The sequence below is a fragment of the Brevundimonas naejangsanensis DSM 23858 genome, assembly GCF_000421705.1.
Taxonomy (GTDB): Bacteria; Pseudomonadota; Alphaproteobacteria; order Caulobacterales; family Caulobacteraceae; genus Brevundimonas; species Brevundimonas naejangsanensis.
The window spans coordinates 332,785-348,430 of the sequence record NZ_ATXN01000002.1 but is presented as its reverse complement, the minus strand read 5'-3'; the positions used below and the strand labels follow the sequence as shown (position 1 = coordinate 348,430).

The 15,646-nt window shown below is 65.8% G+C and carries 16 protein-coding genes and 1 tRNA gene; 14 read left to right on the top strand and 3 right to left on the bottom strand.

Going from position 1 to position 15,646, the window contains the following annotated elements; genetic code table 11:
• The first annotated feature begins 102 nt into the window (after positions 1-102).
• The 12 genes from H556_RS0101925 (at position 103) to gcvA (ending at position 10,867) form a co-directional block, all read left to right on the top strand.
• Positions 103-708 (top strand): hypothetical protein, encoded by a 606-nt coding sequence (locus H556_RS0101925; RefSeq protein WP_024352839.1) that lies wholly within the window; start codon positions 103-105, stop codon positions 706-708.
• An 82-nt stretch (positions 709-790) separates the two neighbouring features.
• A complete protein-coding gene (gene eno / locus H556_RS0101920; RefSeq protein WP_024352838.1) occupies positions 791-2,068 on the top strand; it encodes a phosphopyruvate hydratase in 1,278 nt (425 codons plus the stop codon).
• A 153-nt stretch (positions 2,069-2,221) separates the two neighbouring features.
• Positions 2,222-2,542 (top strand): FtsB family cell division protein, encoded by a 321-nt coding sequence (locus H556_RS0101915; RefSeq protein ID WP_029673127.1) that lies wholly within the window; start codon positions 2,222-2,224, stop codon positions 2,540-2,542.
• A gap of 113 nt (positions 2,543-2,655) precedes the next feature.
• Positions 2,656-3,684 (top strand): pyruvate dehydrogenase (acetyl-transferring) E1 component subunit alpha, encoded by a 1,029-nt coding sequence (pdhA, locus tag H556_RS0101910; protein ID WP_024352836.1) that lies wholly within the window; start codon positions 2,656-2,658, stop codon positions 3,682-3,684.
• 3 nt (positions 3,685-3,687) lie between these two features.
• Positions 3,688-5,043 (top strand): pyruvate dehydrogenase complex E1 component subunit beta, encoded by a 1,356-nt coding sequence (locus tag H556_RS0101905; RefSeq protein ID WP_024352835.1) that lies wholly within the window; start codon positions 3,688-3,690, stop codon positions 5,041-5,043.
• Positions 5,040-5,357 carry a DUF5076 domain-containing protein gene (locus H556_RS0101900; RefSeq protein ID WP_024352834.1) on the top strand — a complete coding sequence of 106 codons (318 nt, stop codon included), beginning with the start codon at positions 5,040-5,042 and terminating at the stop codon, positions 5,355-5,357. The genes H556_RS0101905 and H556_RS0101900 overlap by 4 nt, the downstream gene beginning before the upstream one ends.
• Positions 5,357-5,665 carry a DUF5076 domain-containing protein gene (locus H556_RS0101895; RefSeq protein ID WP_024352833.1) on the top strand — a complete coding sequence of 103 codons (309 nt, stop codon included), beginning with the start codon at positions 5,357-5,359 and terminating at the stop codon, positions 5,663-5,665. Before H556_RS0101900 ends, H556_RS0101895 begins: the two co-directional genes overlap by 1 nt.
• Positions 5,662-6,939: a pyruvate dehydrogenase complex dihydrolipoamide acetyltransferase gene (locus H556_RS0101890; RefSeq protein ID WP_024352832.1), complete on the top strand. Its 1,278-nt coding sequence runs from the start codon at positions 5,662-5,664 to the stop codon at positions 6,937-6,939. Before H556_RS0101895 ends, H556_RS0101890 begins: the two co-directional genes overlap by 4 nt.
• A 15-nt stretch (positions 6,940-6,954) precedes the next feature.
• Positions 6,955-7,434: a glutathione peroxidase gene (locus H556_RS0101885; RefSeq protein WP_024352831.1), complete on the top strand. Its 480-nt coding sequence runs from the start codon at positions 6,955-6,957 to the stop codon at positions 7,432-7,434.
• Positions 7,435-7,436: 2 nt separating this feature from the next.
• Positions 7,437-8,843 (top strand): dihydrolipoyl dehydrogenase, encoded by a 1,407-nt coding sequence (gene lpdA, locus H556_RS0101880; protein WP_024352830.1) that lies wholly within the window; start codon positions 7,437-7,439, stop codon positions 8,841-8,843.
• Positions 8,844-8,909: 66 nt separating this feature from the next.
• The gene (locus tag H556_RS0101875; protein ID WP_024352829.1) at positions 8,910-9,911 is read left to right on the top strand and encodes a cysteine synthase A; all 1,002 of its coding nucleotides are present in this window, start codon (positions 8,910-8,912) and stop codon (positions 9,909-9,911) included.
• On the top strand, positions 9,911-10,867 hold the full coding sequence (gene gcvA, locus H556_RS0101870) for a transcriptional regulator GcvA (protein ID WP_024352828.1): 957 nt from the start codon (positions 9,911-9,913) through the stop codon (positions 10,865-10,867). The genes H556_RS0101875 and gcvA overlap by 1 nt, the downstream gene beginning before the upstream one ends.
• Before the next feature lie 104 nt (positions 10,868-10,971).
• On the opposite strand, the gene H556_RS0101865 is transcribed toward gcvA, so the two are convergent.
• The 3 genes from H556_RS0101865 to H556_RS0101855 form a co-directional block, all read right to left on the bottom strand.
• Positions 10,972-11,046 (bottom strand) — tRNA-Val (locus tag H556_RS0101865).
• 104 nt (positions 11,047-11,150) lie between these two features.
• Positions 11,151-12,440 (bottom strand): dicarboxylate/amino acid:cation symporter, encoded by a 1,290-nt coding sequence (locus tag H556_RS0101860; RefSeq protein WP_024352827.1) that lies wholly within the window; start codon positions 12,438-12,440, stop codon positions 11,151-11,153.
• Between the two features lie 134 nt (positions 12,441-12,574).
• Positions 12,575-13,261: an HAD-IA family hydrolase gene (locus H556_RS0101855; protein ID WP_024352826.1), complete on the bottom strand. Its 687-nt coding sequence runs from the start codon at positions 13,259-13,261 to the stop codon at positions 12,575-12,577.
• Positions 13,262-13,336: 75 nt separating this feature from the next.
• Here H556_RS0101855 and glmU point away from each other — a divergent pair, with 75 nt between their 5' ends.
• Both glmU and rpiA read left to right on the top strand, forming a co-directional pair.
• Positions 13,337-14,695 carry a bifunctional UDP-N-acetylglucosamine diphosphorylase/glucosamine-1-phosphate N-acetyltransferase GlmU gene (gene glmU, locus H556_RS0101850; protein WP_024352825.1) on the top strand — a complete coding sequence of 453 codons (1,359 nt, stop codon included), beginning with the start codon at positions 13,337-13,339 and terminating at the stop codon, positions 14,693-14,695.
• The gene (gene rpiA / locus H556_RS0101845; protein ID WP_024352824.1) at positions 14,692-15,375 is read left to right on the top strand and encodes a ribose-5-phosphate isomerase RpiA; all 684 of its coding nucleotides are present in this window, start codon (positions 14,692-14,694) and stop codon (positions 15,373-15,375) included. The genes glmU and rpiA overlap by 4 nt, the downstream gene beginning before the upstream one ends.
• Positions 15,376-15,646 lie beyond the last annotated feature (271 nt).

The following is a 15,646-nucleotide window of genomic DNA, read 5'->3' as shown; positions in this document are numbered from 1 at the left end:
TCTGACCGGCTTCGGCCGGACGAAAGTTTTGACGGCGCGCGATGTCATCGCGCGCCGTTTTCGTGCGTTATGGACGGCGTGTGCAAGACAGGAGCGCCTTTCATGATCCGCAACGCCGTTCTCAGTTCCGTCGCCCTGTTGGCCCTGGCCGCCTGCAACGCTCCGGAAACCGCCAAAACACCTGAAGCCGAGCCTCCTGTTTCTGCACCTGCGGCTCCGACAGCCGCAGCGGATGTTCTGACGCCTCAGGGCTATGGGCCGCTGCGAATCGGCATGACCCAGGCCGAGGTGGACGCCGCTGTCGGCCCGCCTCCCGCCAACGTCGCGGACGCCGAGCCTTCCGAATGCCGCCAGTATCAGCCGCCTCGTGGTCCCAAGGGTGTTCTTGTGATGCTTGAGAAGGGCGTGCTCACACGGCTGACCGCCATCAGAGGGTCGGACGTGCTGACCGAGGACGGCGTCGGCGTGGGCTTTGACGGCGAGCAGTTGAAGGCTCGCTACGGCTCCGTCGCTGAGGTGACGCCTCACAAATATCAGGATGCGCCGGCTGCCTACGTCACGATCTGGTCAGGCAAGACCTCCCCGTCGAGCGGCTATGTCACGGACCCCGCCGCGCGCGGCTTCAACTTCGAGATCGGTCAGGACGGCAAGGTCGCCTTCATCCACGCGGGCGGCCCCAGCATCCAGTATGTCGAGGGATGTTCCTGATCGCGGAGCGGCGGTTGGAGATTCCGCACGGTCGGGCTAAACGCCTCGAACAACTCCCACCATTCACTACAGAGTGTCTTTCATGACCGACATCGTCGACATCGTCGCCCGCCAGATTCTCGACAGCCGGGGCAATCCGACGGTTGAAGTGGACGTGATGCTGGAAGACGGCAGCTTCGGCCGCGCGGCGGTGCCGTCGGGCGCTTCGACCGGCGCGCACGAAGCCGTTGAGCTGCGCGACGGCGACATGGACGTCTGGAGCGGCAAGGGCGTCGAGAAGGCGGTCGACGCCGTCAACGGCGAAATCTTCGACGCCCTGTCCGGCATGGACGCCGAGGACCAGCGCCGCATCGACGAGGCTCTGATCGAGCTGGACGGCACCGAGAACAAGTCCCGTCTGGGCGCCAACGCCATGCTGGGCGTCTCGCTGGCCGTGGCCAAGGCCAGCGCCATCTCGGCCGGTCTGCCGCTGCACCGCTACATCGGCGGCGTCTCGGCCCGCATCCTGCCGACGCCGATGATGAACATCATCAACGGCGGCGCCCACGCCGACAACCCGATCGACATCCAGGAGTTCATGATCATGCCGACGGGCGCCGAGAGCTTCTCGGAAGGCCTGCGCATGGGCGCCGAAATCTTCCACGCGCTGAAGAAGGCGCTGAAGGATGCCGGTCACAACACCAATGTCGGCGACGAGGGCGGCTTCGCCCCGAACCTAGCCTCGGCCGACGAAGCCCTGACCTTCATCACCAAGGCGGGTCAGGCGGCCGGCTATCTGGCGGGCGAGGACTTCCACCTGGCGCTCGACGTCGCCTCGACCGAGTTCTTCAAGAACGGCAAGTATGAGTTGACCGGCGAGGGCAAGTCTTTCGACGCCGAGGGCATGGTCAACTACCTGGCCGACCTGGTCGAGCGCTTCCCGATCGTCTCGATCGAGGACGGCTGCGCCGAAGACGACTTCGACGGCTGGAAGCTGCTGACGGACCGTCTGGGCGACCGGGTGCAGCTGGTCGGCGACGACCTGTTCGTGACCAACCCGCGCCGTCTGGCCGCTGGCATTGGCGAAGGCTTGGCCAACTCCATCCTGATCAAGGTCAACCAGATCGGCACCCTGTCCGAAACGCTGGACGCCGTCGATATGGCCCACCGCGCGGGCTACACCGCCGTCATGTCGCACCGTTCGGGCGAGACCGAGGATTCGACCATCGCCGACCTGGCCGTGGCCACCAACTGCGGTCAGATCAAGACCGGCTCGCTGGCCCGCTCGGACCGGACGGCCAAGTACAACCAGCTGCTGCGCATCGAAGAGATGCTGGGCGACCAGGCCGCCTATTTCGGCGACGGCATGCTGCTGAAATAAGCTTCATCACGAAGATGTGCCGGGCGCCGCTTCCGAACCTCGGGGGCGGCGTTCGCAATTACGGCCAAGCTACGGTTCGTTAGGCATTTTCGGTCACTGATGGGCCACCGTGTTTGTGCGCGCTCAGAAGGAGCGTCCGTTGTGCCCGAGCAGATGAAGCCATACCTGCCGACCGTACTGTTGCTGCTGCTGATCGCCTATCTGGGCGTCCAGGCCCTGACGGGTGAGCGCGGCCTGCTAAGCGGCTCAGAACGCGATGCTTTATTGTCCAAGCGCCAGTCTCAGCTCACGCGCCTTAATGAGCAGCGTCAGGATCTGGAAGTGCGGGTCCGCTATCTGCGCACCGAGAGCCTTTCCAGGGATCTGCTGGAAGAGCGGGCGAGGGCGGTGATCGGCTTCGCCGACCCGCGCGACTACGTTGTTCGGCTGAACGGTCCCGCAGGACGCGCTCCTGAGGCGACCCGCGCCTCCTGAACTATTGTTACAGCGTAGCCGGTCGCTTTGCGTTTCGGGAACGAAGGCTGCTAAAGCCCCTTTCCGTAACGATAAGAGTCCCTGATACAGGGGTGTAAGCCGGGAGATGCCGGATGGCGAAAGCCGCCGCTCAGAAAAACTCGCCCAGCGCGGGCGACAAGATTCCGAACACGCCTCAGGCTTCCAAGGAAGACCTGCTGCGTTTCTATCGCGAGATGGTCCTGATCCGACGCTTTGAAGAGCGCGCGGGCCAACTCTACGGCATGGGCCTGATCGGGGGCTTCTGCCACCTGTACATCGGTCAGGAAGCCGTGGCCGTCGGCGTTCAGGAGAGCGTCAAGCAGGGCTACGACAAGATCATCACCGGCTATCGCGACCATGGCCACATGCTGGCTGCGGGCATGGATCCCAATGAGGTCATGGCCGAACTGACCGGCCGCATCGGCGGCTCGGCGCGCGGCAAGGGCGGGTCGATGCACATGTTCGACGTGCCGACCGGCTTCTACGGCGGCCACGGCATCGTCGGCGCTCAGGTGGCGCTGGGCACCGGCCTGGCCTTCGCGGGCAAGTATCGCGGCGACGACTCGGTCAGCTTCGTCTACTTCGGCGACGGCGCGGCCAACCAGGGTCAGGTCTACGAGAGCTTCAATATGGCCCAGCTGTGGAAGCTGCCGGCCATCTACATCATCGAGAACAACCAGTACGCCATGGGCACGAGCATTGAACGCTCGTCCTCGACGACGGAACTGTATCAGCGCGGCGCCAGCTTCGGCATTCCGGGCGAACAGGTCGACGGCATGGACGTGCTGGCTGTTCGCGACGCCGCCGCCCGCGCCGTGGCTCGCGCCCGCGCCGGAGAAGGCCCCTACATCCTTGAGGTGAAGACCTACCGCTATCGCGGCCACTCCATGTCCGATCCGGCCAAATACCGGACCAAGGAAGAGGTGGACGAGGTCAAGAAGACCCGCGACCCGATCGACCATATCAAGATGCTTCTGGCCGCCGCCAAGGCGACTGAGGATGAGCTGAAGGCGATCGACAACGAAGTGAAGGCCATCGTGGCCGAAGCTGTGCAGTTCGCTCAAGAGAGCCCTGAGCCGGATCCGTCCGAGCTCTACACCGACGTCTACGTGGAGGCCTGATACGTGACGGACATTCTGATGCCGGCGCTGTCCCCCACGATGGAAGAGGGCACGCTGACGAAGTGGCACATCAAGGCTGGCGACGTCGTGTCAGCCGGTCAGGTGATCGCCGAGATCGAAACCGACAAGGCGACGATGGAAGTCGAAGCCGTCGATGAGGGCGAAGTCCTCGAAATCCTGGTGGCCGAGGGCTCCGAAGGCGTGAAGGTCAATACGCCGATCGCGCGTCTGGCCGGCGAAGACGGCGCTGCCGCGCCCGCGCCCAAGGCCGAGGCTGCTGCGGCCGCCGCCCCCGAGGTCAAGGCTGAGGGCGCGCCTGCCGACGCCCCCGTGAAACCGAAGGTCGAACTGCGCGATCCTGAAATTCCGGCTGACGCCAAGCTGGTGAAGACGACCATCCGCGACGCCCTGCGCGACGCCATGGCCGAAGAAATGCGCCGCGACGAGAACGTCTTCCTGATGGGCGAGGAAGTCGCCCAGTATCAGGGAGCCTATAAGGTCAGCCGCGATCTGCTGCAGGAGTTCGGCGACCGCCGCGTGGTCGACACCCCGATCACCGAGCACGGCTTCGCCGGCCTGGGCGTCGGCGCGGCCTTCTCGGGCCTGAAGCCGATCGTGGAGTTCATGACATGGAACTTCGCCATGCAGGCGATCGATCACATCATCAACTCGGCGGCCAAGACCCTGTACATGTCCGGCGGCCAGATGGGCTGTCCGATCGTGTTCCGCGGCCCCAACGGCGCCGCCGCCCGCGTGGCCGCCCAGCACAGCCAGGACTATTCGGCCTGGTACGCCCAGATCCCGGGCCTGAAGGTCGTGGCGCCCTATGACGCCGCCGACGCCAAGGGCCTGCTGAAGGCTGCGATCCGCGACCCGAACCCGATCGTCTTCCTTGAACACGAGATGATGTACGGCCTGGAGTTCGACGTTCCGGACGTCGAGGACTACGTCGTGCCGATCGGCAAGGCTAAGGTCCGCCGCGAAGGTACGGACGTCACCATCACGGCACACAGCCGCATGGTCGGCTTCGCCCTGCAGGCGGCTGAAAAGCTGGCCGAGGAAGGCGTGTCGGTCGAGGTGGTGGACCTGCGCACCCTGCGGCCGCTGGATCACGAGACCATCGTTGAGAGCGTCAAGAAGACCAATCGTCTGGTCTCGGCCGAAGAGGGCTGGGGCCCGATGGGCGTCGGCGCCGAAGTGGTCGCCCGCGTGATCGAGCACGCCTTCGATTATCTGGACGCCCCGCCGCTGCGCGTGCACCAGGAAGACGTGCCGCTGCCCTACGCCGCCAACCTCGAAGCCTTGTCTCTGCCGGGCGTCGACAAGATCGTCGCCGCCGTAAAGAAGGTGATGGCGTGAGCGAGAACCCTGAATTTCAATTGACCATGCCGGAGAGCGTCGCTGCTGATCCGGAGGCTATCGAAATCCTGCGGATGTGGTGGTCGAAGAACGAGCCGGTCATGTCGGTGAAGCCGGCCTTCAACGACCCGATCAAATTCGGGGAACTGCTGGCCTATGCCGCGCGACATATGGCGCATGGTTATGCCGTGAGGCACGGTCATAACGAACGCGAAGCCTATAATCGCATCCTGCAAGGCCTGTCGGACGTAGTGAAGGCCGATAATGTGCGCACTGTCGCCGAGCCAATCCTGCAGCCGAAGGGGAGCGCCTGATGGACGCCGCCGCCCTGGAACAACGCGCTCTGCCGATCCCTGAAGGTCTGAACGCGCCCGAAGATCTGGTCATCGAATTGGCTCGCGTTTGGTGGAACGGCACGGGCCCCATCATGAACATTCGGCCCGCGCTGGCGGAGCCCGGCAACATCGGCGTCGTCTTGGCCGAACTGGCGTGGCACTACTCCCACGCCTATGCGGAGCATCATGGCTTTGATCAGCTGACGGCGTTCAAGGCCATCTCCGACAGCTGGGACAGGGCGCATGCCCAAGCCGCCTCCACCGTCAAGACGGAGACCGCTCAATGACCGATATCCTGATGCCCGCCCTGTCTCCGACGATGGAAGAGGGCGTGCTGGCCAAGTGGCACGTCAAGGTCGGCGACACCGTCTCTGCCGGCGATGTGATCGCTGAAATCGAGACCGACAAGGCGACGATGGAAGTCGAAGCCGTCGATGAAGGCGAAGTGCTCGAAATCCTGGTGCCGGAAGGCTCGGAGGGCGTGAAGGTCAATACGCCGATCGCCCGCCTGTCCGGCGACGCCGTGGCGCCCGCGCCCAAGAAGGCTGACGCTGCGGCCGAGGCCCCCAAGGCTGAAGCGCCGAAGACGGAAGTTCCTAAGGCTGAGGCTCCCAAGGCTGAAGCTGCTCCGGCCGCGCCGAAGTCCGACGACGGCGGACGCATCTTCGCCTCGCCGCTGGCGCGCCGTCTGGCCGCCCAGGCCGGTCTGGACCTGAAGACCGTCAAGGGCACCGGCCCGCACGGCCGTATCGTCAAGCGCGACGTGGAAGCCGCGGGCAAGGGCGGCGCTCAACCGGCCGCCGCCGCTACGGCCGCGGCTTCGGCTGAACCGCGCAAGGCTCTGTCGCTCGCTCAGATGGGCATCGCGGACGGAACCTACGACCTGATCCCGCTGGACGGCATGAAGAAGGCCGTCGCCCGCCGCATGGTGGACAGCGTTCAGAACGTGCCGCACTTCCCGCTGTTCATCGACGTCGAGATCGACCAGCTGATGGCCGTCCGCGCCAAGGTCAACAAGATGCTGGAGCCGCAGGGGATCAAGGTCTCCGTCAACGACTTCGTCATCAAGGCCGCTGCGCTTGCCCTGAAGATGGTGCCGGAGGCCAACGCCTCCTACACGCCCGAAGGCATCGCCATGCACCACAACGCCGACGTTTCGATGGCGGTGGCGATCGACGGCGGCCTGATCACGCCGATCATCCGCAAGGCCGAAACCAAGGGCCTGGCCCAGATCGCGACCGAGTCCAAGGATCTGGCCAAGCGGGCGCGTGAGCGCAAGCTGAAGCCGGAAGAGTTCCAGGGCGGCACCTTCTCAGTGTCCAACCTGGGCATGTTCGGCATCAAGCAGTTCACTTCGATCATCAATGAGCCCCAGGGCTGCATCATGAGCGTGGGCGCCGGCGAACAACGCCCGGTCGTCAAGGACGGCCAACTGGCCGTGGCTACGGTCATGACCGTCACCCTGACCTGCGATCACCGCGTGGTCGATGGCGCGACGGGCGCTCGCTTCCTGCAGGCGTTCAAGCCGCTGATCGAAGATCCCGTGGCGATGCTGGCTTAAGGGAGCCGAGAGGTCATGGCATCCGTCTATGACTTCTCCGCCCGGGCCATCGATGGCGCGGACGTGTCGCTGGACCGCTTTCGCGGTCAGGCGCTGCTGATCGTCAATACGGCGTCGAAATGCGGCTTTACCGGCCAATACGCCGGGTTGGAGAAGCTGCATCGCGATCTGATTGACGCGCCGTTCGAAGTCCTGGGCTTTCCCTGCAATCAGTTCGGCCAGCAGGAGCCGGGCCGGGCGGCGGAAATCGCCGCCTTCTGCGCCAGCAGTTTCGACGTGACCTTCCCCTTGTTCGACAAGGTCGAGGTCAACGGGCCGGAACGCCACCCCCTGTACGCCTGGCTGACGGAGCAGAAGAGGGGCTTCCTCGGCTCGCGCGCCATCAAGTGGAACTTCACCAAGTTCCTGACCGACCGCGAAGGCCGCGTTGTCGCGCGTTATTCGCCCCAGACTGAACCTGAGGCCATCAAGGCCGACATCGAAAAGTTGATCTGATCATGGCTGCTGAATTTGATCTCGTCGTCATCGGCTCGGGCCCCGGCGGTTACGTCGCGGCCATCCGCGCCAGCCAACTGGGCCAGAAGGTCGCCATCGTCGAGCGCGAAAACCTGGGCGGCATCTGCCTGAACTGGGGCTGCATCCCCACCAAGGCCCTGCTGAAATCGGGCGAGAAGTTCGAAAGCCTGTCGCACCTGAAGGACTACGGCCTGTCCGCCTCGGGCGCGTCGTTCGACTTCGACGCCATCATCCAGCGTTCGCGTGGCGTGGCCAAGCAACTGAATCAGGGCGTCGGCTTCCTGATGAAGAAGAACAAGATCGAGGTCATCGAGGGCGAAGCCAAGCTCGAGAAAGGCGCCGCCGCCCCCAAGGTCGTCGTGGCCCTGAAGGCCGGCGGCACGCGCGCCATCGAGGCCAAGACCGTCATGCTGGCCGTCGGCGCCCGCGCCCGCGCCCTGCCGCAGATCGGGCTTGAGGCCGACGGCGACAGGATCTGGGCCTATCGCGACGCCCTGGCGCCGAAGAAATTGCCCAAGACCTTCGTGGTCATCGGCTCAGGCGCCATCGGCATCGAGTTCGCCAGCTTCTACCGCGCTCTGGGCGCCGAGGTGACGGTCGTCGAAGCCGTCGACCGCATCATGCCGGTAGAGGACGAGGAGGTCTCTAAAGCCGCTCAGAAGGGCTTCGAAAAACGGGGCATCAAGTTCAAGCTCGGCGCCAAGGTGACGAAGGTCTCCAAGGATTCCAAGGGTGTGAAGGTCGATCTTGAGGTCAACGGCAAGGCTGAAAGCCTGGCGGCCGAGGTCTGCATCTCGGCCGTCGGCATCACCGCCAACACCGACGGCATCGGTCTGGAGGCGCTGGGCGTCGAACTGGACCGCGGCCACATCAAGACCGACAGCCACTGCCAGACCAATGTGAAGGGCCTGTACGCCATCGGCGACTGCGCCGGCGCGCCCTGGCTGGCGCACAAGGCCAGCCACGAAGGCATCCATGCCGCCGAACACATCGCCGGTTACAAGACGCCGAACGTCAACTCGCCCATCGCGGGCTGCACCTACGCCCAGCCGCAGGTCGCCTCGGTCGGGGTGACTGAGCAGGGGGCCAAGGCCGAGAAGCGCGAGGTCAAGATCGGCCGCTTCCCGTTCAAGGTGAACGGCAAGGCCATCGCGGCGGGCGAAACCGAAGGCTTCGTCAAGGTCATCTTCGACGCCAAGACCGGCGCCCTGATCGGCGCCCACATGATCGGCGCCGACGTCACCGAGATGATCCAGGGCTACGTCACCGCCATCACGATGGAAGCGACCGAGGAAGACATCCACGGCATCGTCTATCCGCACCCGACCATGTCAGAGGCCATGCATGAGGCCGCGCTCGACGCCTATGGACGCGTCATCCATATCTAAGGCCGGTTGTTAGAAAATCTGAACTGTGGCTAAGAGGGGCGTTCCTCCCTGCGGTTCGGATTTTCCATGATTGTCGCGCCTGACGTCCTCGGCCTGATCGGCAACACGCCTCTGGTGCGTCTCAAGCGCGCCTCGGAGGCGACGGGCTGTGAAATTCTGGGCAAGGCCGAGTTTCTGAACGTCGGCGGCTCGATCAAGGATCGCGCCGCGCTCAGCATTATCCGGGCCGCGCGGGCGTCCGGCGCTCTCAGGCCAGGCGGGACAATTGTCGAAGGCACGGCCGGCAACACGGGCGTGGGCCTAGCGCTTGTGGGCGCGGCCCTGGGCCACCCCGTCGTCATCGTCATGCCGCGCACCCAGACCGAGGAAAAGAAGCGCGCCGTCCGCCTTCATGGCGCGCGCCTGATCGAGGTCGATCCGGCGCCCTTCGCCAGCCCCAATCATTTCGTCCACTTTTCGCGGCGTCTTGCAGAAGAACTGAACGAAAGCGAACCGAACGGCGCCTTCTATGCGGACCAGTTCGACAATCAGGCCAACCGCCTGGCCCACTATGAGGCCACCGGTCCGGAAATCTGGAAACAGACCGACGGTCGCGTCGACGCCTTCATCTGCGCCGTCGGTTCGGGCGGAACCCTTGCGGGCACGGCCGCCTATCTGCGCGAACGCAAGGCCGATGTGCGGATCGGGCTGGCCGACGTGCCGGGCGCCTCGCTCTATAGCTGGTTCACCGATGGCGTGTTGAAAGGCGAGGGGACCTCCATCGCCGAGGGCATCGGCGTCAACCGCATCACGGGCAATCTACAAGGGCTGTCGGTGGATCACGCCTATCGTATCGAGGACGCTGAGTTCCTCCCGATCCTGTTCGACCTGGTGAGAGAAGAAGGCCTGTCGCTTGGCCCATCCAGCGGCGTCAACATCGCCGGCGCCATCCGACTGGCCCGCGATCTTGGCCCAGGCCACACCATCGTGACGGTGCTGTGCGATTCCGGCCAGCGCTACGGCAGCAAGATCTATGACCCGGCCTTCCTGGCCGCTCGAAACCTGCCTAAGCCCCAGTGGATGAGCTGATGACGCGCCGCAAGACCCCGTCGGCCCCCGAAAGCCGCATCCCGCCGCTGAACGCGCTGAAGGCGTTCGAGGCGGCCGCCAGACGCCTGAACATCACGCGCGCGGCCGAGGAACTGTCCGTCACGCCCGGCGCCATCAGCCAGCAGATCCGCATCCTCGAGGAACACGCCGGAGCGCCTCTGTTTCACCGCGAGGGCCGTCAGATCGCGCTGACCGAGCTGGGCGCCGAGCTCTATCCTCTGCTGCGCGACGGCTTCGACTATCTGAAACGGGCAGGGGACCTGCTCTACCGGCCGGAACGTCGTCACGCCCTGTCGATCTCCGTCCCGCCGTCTTTCGCAGCCAAATGGCTGGCGCCGCGTATCGCGCGCTTCTCGGCGGCCCATCCCGAGATCGAGGTCTGGATGTCGGCCGACATGCGGCTGGCTGACGTCAGCGGCGGCCGGGTGGATGTCGCCGTGCGCTATGGCCGGGGCGACTATGCCGGCGTGCGATCCGAATATCTGTTGAACGCCGACGTCACGCCCGTCTGCGCGCCGGGCCTGATGGCGGGTCCAAAGCCGCTGCGGAAAGCGGCCGATCTGGCGCAGCATGTGTTGATCCACCTGAGGCCCAGCGAACTGGAAGAGCCGCGCCCGGACTGGCGCGCCTGGCTGAAAGCGCGCGGCTTGACCGACATCGACGATCAGGCCGGTCCGCGTTTCGATCAGACAGCCTTGGCGATCGAAGCGGCGGCTCACGGCCAGGGCGTAGCCTTGGCGCCTTATGCCTTCGTCGCTGACGACCTGGCGGCTGGCCGACTGGTCGCGCCGTTCGCCGACGGGGCCTTGACGACCGACTTCGCTTACCACCTCCTGATCAAACGCAGCGGCGCCACCACGGCCGCCCGCACCTTCGTCGCCTGGCTGAAGGAAGAAGTGCGTGCGGCGGCCGAGGCCGGGGTGGACGATCTGTAGCTGTCGCTACAAGCGCCGAAACCTCGTCCAGCGCGCCTTCCGCCACGGTTCAACCGAACCAAGGCGCACTCGCCGCGCGGTAGTTGATTTCATTAGGTGAAAAATGGTGGACGCGACAGGGATTGAACCTGTGACCCCCTCGGTGTGAACGAGGTGCTCTCCCGCTGAGCTACGCGTCCGCCTGGAACGGGGCGGTCAGTGACTGCGCCGTCGGGAGGCGGGGACATAGCCCGCGATTCCGACGACGGCAAGCCTCAAATCATCAAATAGCTGCGTCGCTTGCTCAGATTCCCGCCGCTCGCACGCCGTCGGGCGTTTCATCTTCCGGATCGCCGGGCAGCCAGGCCACGTGGCCGTTGTAGATGTCCTGATTGAGGATGCCTTCTTCCTTTGCAACCAGGACCGGCACGACCATCTGGCCGGTCACATTGGTGGCCGTGCGCATCATGTCGATGATGCGGTCGATGGCGATGATGTAGCCGACGCCTTCCAGCGGCAGCCCCGCCGTGGACAGCGTCAGGGTCAGCATGACGATGCTGGTGCCGGGCACGCCAGCCGTACCCAGCGACCCCAACACCGCCGTCAGGCCGATCAGGATGTACTGCGTCAGCGTCAGGTCGATCTGGAAATACTGGGCGATGAAGATGGAGGCGATGGCCGGATAGATGGCGCCGCACCCATCCATCTTCACATTGGCGCCCAGAGGCACGGCGAAGGAGGCGTAGGCCTGCGGCACGCCCAGCCGCTCGACCGTCTGGCGCAGGGTGACGGGCAGGGTGCCCAGCGACGACGAAGTGGCGAAGGCCGTCTGCATGGCCGCGCCTGCGCCGCGGAAGAAGCTGACGACCTTCAGTCCATGCAGCTTCAGCAGGCCCGAATAGACGACGAAGATGTGGAACAGGCAGGCCGCATAGATGGCGAAGATGAACTTGCCCAGCGGCAGCAGCGCCTCCCAGCCATAGCCGCCGACGACCGAGCCGATCAGGCCGAACACCCCGAACGGCGTCAACTGGATCACCCAGCGAGTGATGCGGAAGACCAGGGCCGCGCCCTCATCCACCAGCCTGCGCGCGTTCTGCGCCCGGTCGCCCAGCGCCACCAGAGCCGCGCCAAGCAGCGCCGAGAAGAAGATGATCTGCAGCACCTTGCCCTCGGCCAGCGAGGCGAAGGGATTGGTCGGCACGACGCCCAGCAGAACCTGCAACGGCGAGGGGATCTCGCGCGCCTTCACCTCGCCCAGCGGCAGGTCGGACAAGCCGACGCCCGGATTGATGATGTGACCGAACGCAAAGCCGACCAGCACGGCCAGCAGGGAGGTGACGGCGAACCACACGATGGTCCGCACGCCCAGCCGCACGGCGCCGACCCCTTCGCCCAGCTTGGCGATCGAACTGGCGATGGTGAACAACACCAGCGGCGCCACCACCATGCGGATCAGGTTCAGATAGACGTCGCCGATGGGCTGAATCCAGACCACGGCCTGCTCGCGCAGGATCAGGCCGGCGATAATGCCCAGGGCGAAACCGGCGGCGGTGCGCTGCCACAGGGGAATGGCGAAGAAGCGACGAAGCATGACGACCCTTGGGGAGGAACAGGTCGACCTATGTGTTTCGCAGACGCGAAGACGGCAACAGCCTCAGGGGCGGATAGGGGGTAGAAGTTCTAAAGGCAGCAGGAGTTTTCCTTCTCCCGCAAGAGGAGATGGGTTCAGCCCATCACCCCCGCGAGCGCCTCATCGAACCCGTCGTAGTGGTCGATCATCACGTCGCCGCCCAACTCCGCATGCGGCGCGTCGTTGTAGCCGAAGCTGACGGTGATGCAGGGCACGCCCGCGTCCCTGGCCGCCTTGGTGTCGGTCGTGCTGTCGCCGACCATGACGCAGCGCGCCGGATCGCCGCCCGCCTTGCGCACCGCTTCGATGATGTGGGCGCCGCTGGGCTTGCGAGCCGACACCACGTCGGGGCCAGCGATGAAGGCGAAATGGCGCGTCAGTCCCAGCGCCTCGATCAGCGCGACCGACAGGTCGGTGCGCTTGTTGGTCGCCACGCACAGGATCGCTCCGCGCGCGCTCAGCCGGTCCAGCGCAGCCACACAACCGTCGAACGGGCGGCTCTCATCGGCGATGTGAGCGAGGTAGACCTCGATGAAGCGCTCGAACAGGCCGGGTGCGTGGGCCTCGTCCCAGACGGCGCCCGCTTCCATGAAGCCGTGACGCAGCATGGCCATTGCGCCGTGCCCGACCAGATGCCGGGTCGAGGACATGGGCACGGGCGGCAGTTCATACTCCGCCAGCATCCGGTTCAGCGTGCCGATCAGGTCCGGCGCCGAATCCACCAGGGTCCCGTCCAGATCGAAGGCGATGGTCCAGCCTTCCAGGTCGCGCTCAATGCTCACTCATCTGTCTCCCGGCTCGCGAAGACCCCGGCAATGGGCTAGATCGCAGACAACGACAAGCCGCCGGATCGATTCATGACCAGCAAGCCTCATCCGAGAGCCGCCATCATTCTCGCCGCCGGTCAGGGCACGCGCATGAAGTCGCCCCTGCCCAAGGTGCTGCACCCGGTTGGCGCGCGCGCCATGCTGGACCACGCCATCGACGCGGCTGAGGCCTTGGGCTGCGAGCGCATCGTGGTCGTGGTCGGCTCTCACTCTCCGGAAGTCCGCGCCCACGTCGAGAAACGCCTCGGCGCCGACAGCATCGCCGTTCAGGATCCTCCGCTCGGCACCGGCCACGCGGTGCGCGCCGCCGAGGCCGTGCTGGGCGATTTCGTCGGCCACGTGGTCGTCACCTATGGCGATGTCCCCCTTCTGAAGGCCGCCGACATCGAGCCGGTCTTCGCCGACGCTCATGAAGGCGTCACCGTCATCGGTTTCGAGGCCCGCGACCCCGGCGCATACGGCCGTCTGATCCTTCAGGGCGACAGCCTGCTGGCCATCACCGAGGCCAAGGAAGCCTCCGCCGAGGTTCTGGCCGTCACCGCCTGCAACTCCGGCGTCATGGCAGCGCCGGTCGGCCTGCTGTTCGACCTGCTGGCCGAGGTCACGAACGACAACGCCAAGGGCGAATACTATCTGACCGACGTGGTCGAGCTGGCCCGCAGGCGCGGCGCCCCGACCCGTGCTGTCTTCGCCGCTGAAGACTCCGTCATGGGCGTCAACGCCCAGTCCGAACTGGCTCAGGCCGAGGCCCTGTTCCAGAAGACCCAGCGCGAGCATTTCCTGGCGCAGGGCGTGACCATGAGCGCCCCCGACACGGTCTACTTCGCATGGGACACAGACATCGGCGCAGGCACGACCATCGAGCCCTTCGTCGTCTTCGGCCCCGGCGCCAAGGTGGCCGAGGGCGCGCGCATCCGCAGCTTCAGCCACATCGAAGGCGCCAGGATCGCCACCGGCGCCGAGGTCGGTCCCTACGCCCGCCTGCGCCCCGGCGCGGACCTGGGCGAGGGGGTCAAGGTCGGCAACTTCGTCGAGGTCAAGAACGTCCGCATGGACGCGGGCGCCAAGGCCAATCATCTGGCCTATCTCGGCGACGGCGAGGTGGGGGCGAAAGCCAACATCGGCGCAGGGACCATCTTCTGCAACTACGACGGCTTCTTCAAACACCGCACCACAGTGGGCGAGGGGGCCTTCGTCGGCTCGAACTCTTCGCTGGTCGCTCCCGTGACCATCGGTGCGGGCGCCATGGTCGGCTCCGGCTCGGTCGTGACGAAGGATGTCGCGCCCGGCGACCTGGCTCTCGGCCGCGCCGAACAGACAACGAAGCCGGGCTGGGCGGCCCGCTTCATGGAAACCATGCGCGCGAAGAAGGCGGCGAAGACCAAATGAGCGACCTGCAGAAGAAGAACGCCGGCGAAGCCGCCGCCGCCTATGTCGAGGCCGGCATGGTCGTCGGCCTGGGCACCGGCTCCACCGCCGCCTGGTTCGTGAAAGCCCTGGCGGCGCGCAACCTGCCGGACCTGCGCTGCGTCCCGACGTCCGAGCGCACCGCCGATCTGGCGCGCGAACTGGGCCTGACCCTGTCGACGCTGGAAGACACCCCCCGCATCGACCTGACCGTCGACGGCGCCGACGAGATCGGCCCTGGCCTCGCCCTCATCAAGGGCGGCGGCGCGGCCCTGCTGCGCGAGAAACTGGTGTGGGAGGCGTCCGCCCGCTGCATCTGCATCGCCGACGCGGCCAAGGTGGTTCCGGCGCTGGGAACCTTCCCCCTGCCGATCGAGGTCGTCGCCTTCGGCCACAAGACGACCGCCAACCGCATCGCCGACGTCCTGGCTGACCACGACATCGCCGCGCCCGCCCGTGTGCGCGAGGCTGAACGCGGCCTGATCCGCACCGACGGCGGCAACCTGATCTACGACGCCGCCTGCAAGCTGATCGCCGACCCGGCCCGCCTCGCCGCCGATCTGAAAAGCCTGACCGGCGTGGTTGAACACGGCCTGTTCCTCGACCTCACCGACCTGGCGATCATCGGCACGGACGAGGGCGTCGAGACGATCAATCCCTGACCCTTACCCTTTCTTCGTCGTCCTCCGGCAAGCCGCGCAGAGGCGCTGACCGGGGGACCCAGCGGCCCCCGTCAGGGCGAAAGCTCCACGCGTCACGCTTGCCGTAAAGATCGACTTCGGCGCCGCTGGGTCCCCCGATCTCTCTCCGCTCGCCGGAGGATGACGGAAGGGAGATGCGGCAAACGGGCGTGCTTGATCCTCACGCCTTGCCCCCTCGCATCCGGGCGCCTAAGTCGGGTCAGCGCTGCGGTTCTGCCGCGCGGATTTCAGA

Excerpts from the sequence above, each read along its gene's own strand:
- H556_RS0101925 (WP_024352839.1), top strand. The coding sequence starts at position 103 with ATGATCCGCAACGCCGTTCTCAGTTCCGTCGCCCTGTTGGCCCTGGCC.
- eno (WP_024352838.1), top strand. The coding sequence starts at position 791 with ATGACCGACATCGTCGACATCGTCGCCCGCCAGATTCTCGACAGCCGG.
- H556_RS0101915 (WP_029673127.1), top strand. The coding sequence starts at position 2,222 with ATGAAGCCATACCTGCCGACCGTACTGTTGCTGCTGCTGATCGCCTAT.
- pdhA (WP_024352836.1), top strand. The coding sequence starts at position 2,656 with ATGGCGAAAGCCGCCGCTCAGAAAAACTCGCCCAGCGCGGGCGACAAG.
- H556_RS0101895 (WP_024352833.1), top strand. The coding sequence starts at position 5,357 with ATGGACGCCGCCGCCCTGGAACAACGCGCTCTGCCGATCCCTGAAGGT.
- H556_RS0101890 (WP_024352832.1), top strand. The coding sequence starts at position 5,662 with ATGACCGATATCCTGATGCCCGCCCTGTCTCCGACGATGGAAGAGGGC.
- H556_RS0101885 (WP_024352831.1), top strand. The coding sequence starts at position 6,955 with ATGGCATCCGTCTATGACTTCTCCGCCCGGGCCATCGATGGCGCGGAC.
- lpdA (WP_024352830.1), top strand. The coding sequence starts at position 7,437 with ATGGCTGCTGAATTTGATCTCGTCGTCATCGGCTCGGGCCCCGGCGGT.
- H556_RS0101875 (WP_024352829.1), top strand. The coding sequence starts at position 8,910 with ATGATTGTCGCGCCTGACGTCCTCGGCCTGATCGGCAACACGCCTCTG.
- gcvA (WP_024352828.1), top strand. The coding sequence starts at position 9,911 with ATGACGCGCCGCAAGACCCCGTCGGCCCCCGAAAGCCGCATCCCGCCG.
- H556_RS0101860 (WP_024352827.1), bottom strand. The coding sequence starts at position 12,440 with ATGCTTCGTCGCTTCTTCGCCATTCCCCTGTGGCAGCGCACCGCCGCC.
- glmU (WP_024352825.1), top strand. The coding sequence starts at position 13,337 with ATGACCAGCAAGCCTCATCCGAGAGCCGCCATCATTCTCGCCGCCGGT.
- rpiA (WP_024352824.1), top strand. The coding sequence starts at position 14,692 with ATGAGCGACCTGCAGAAGAAGAACGCCGGCGAAGCCGCCGCCGCCTAT.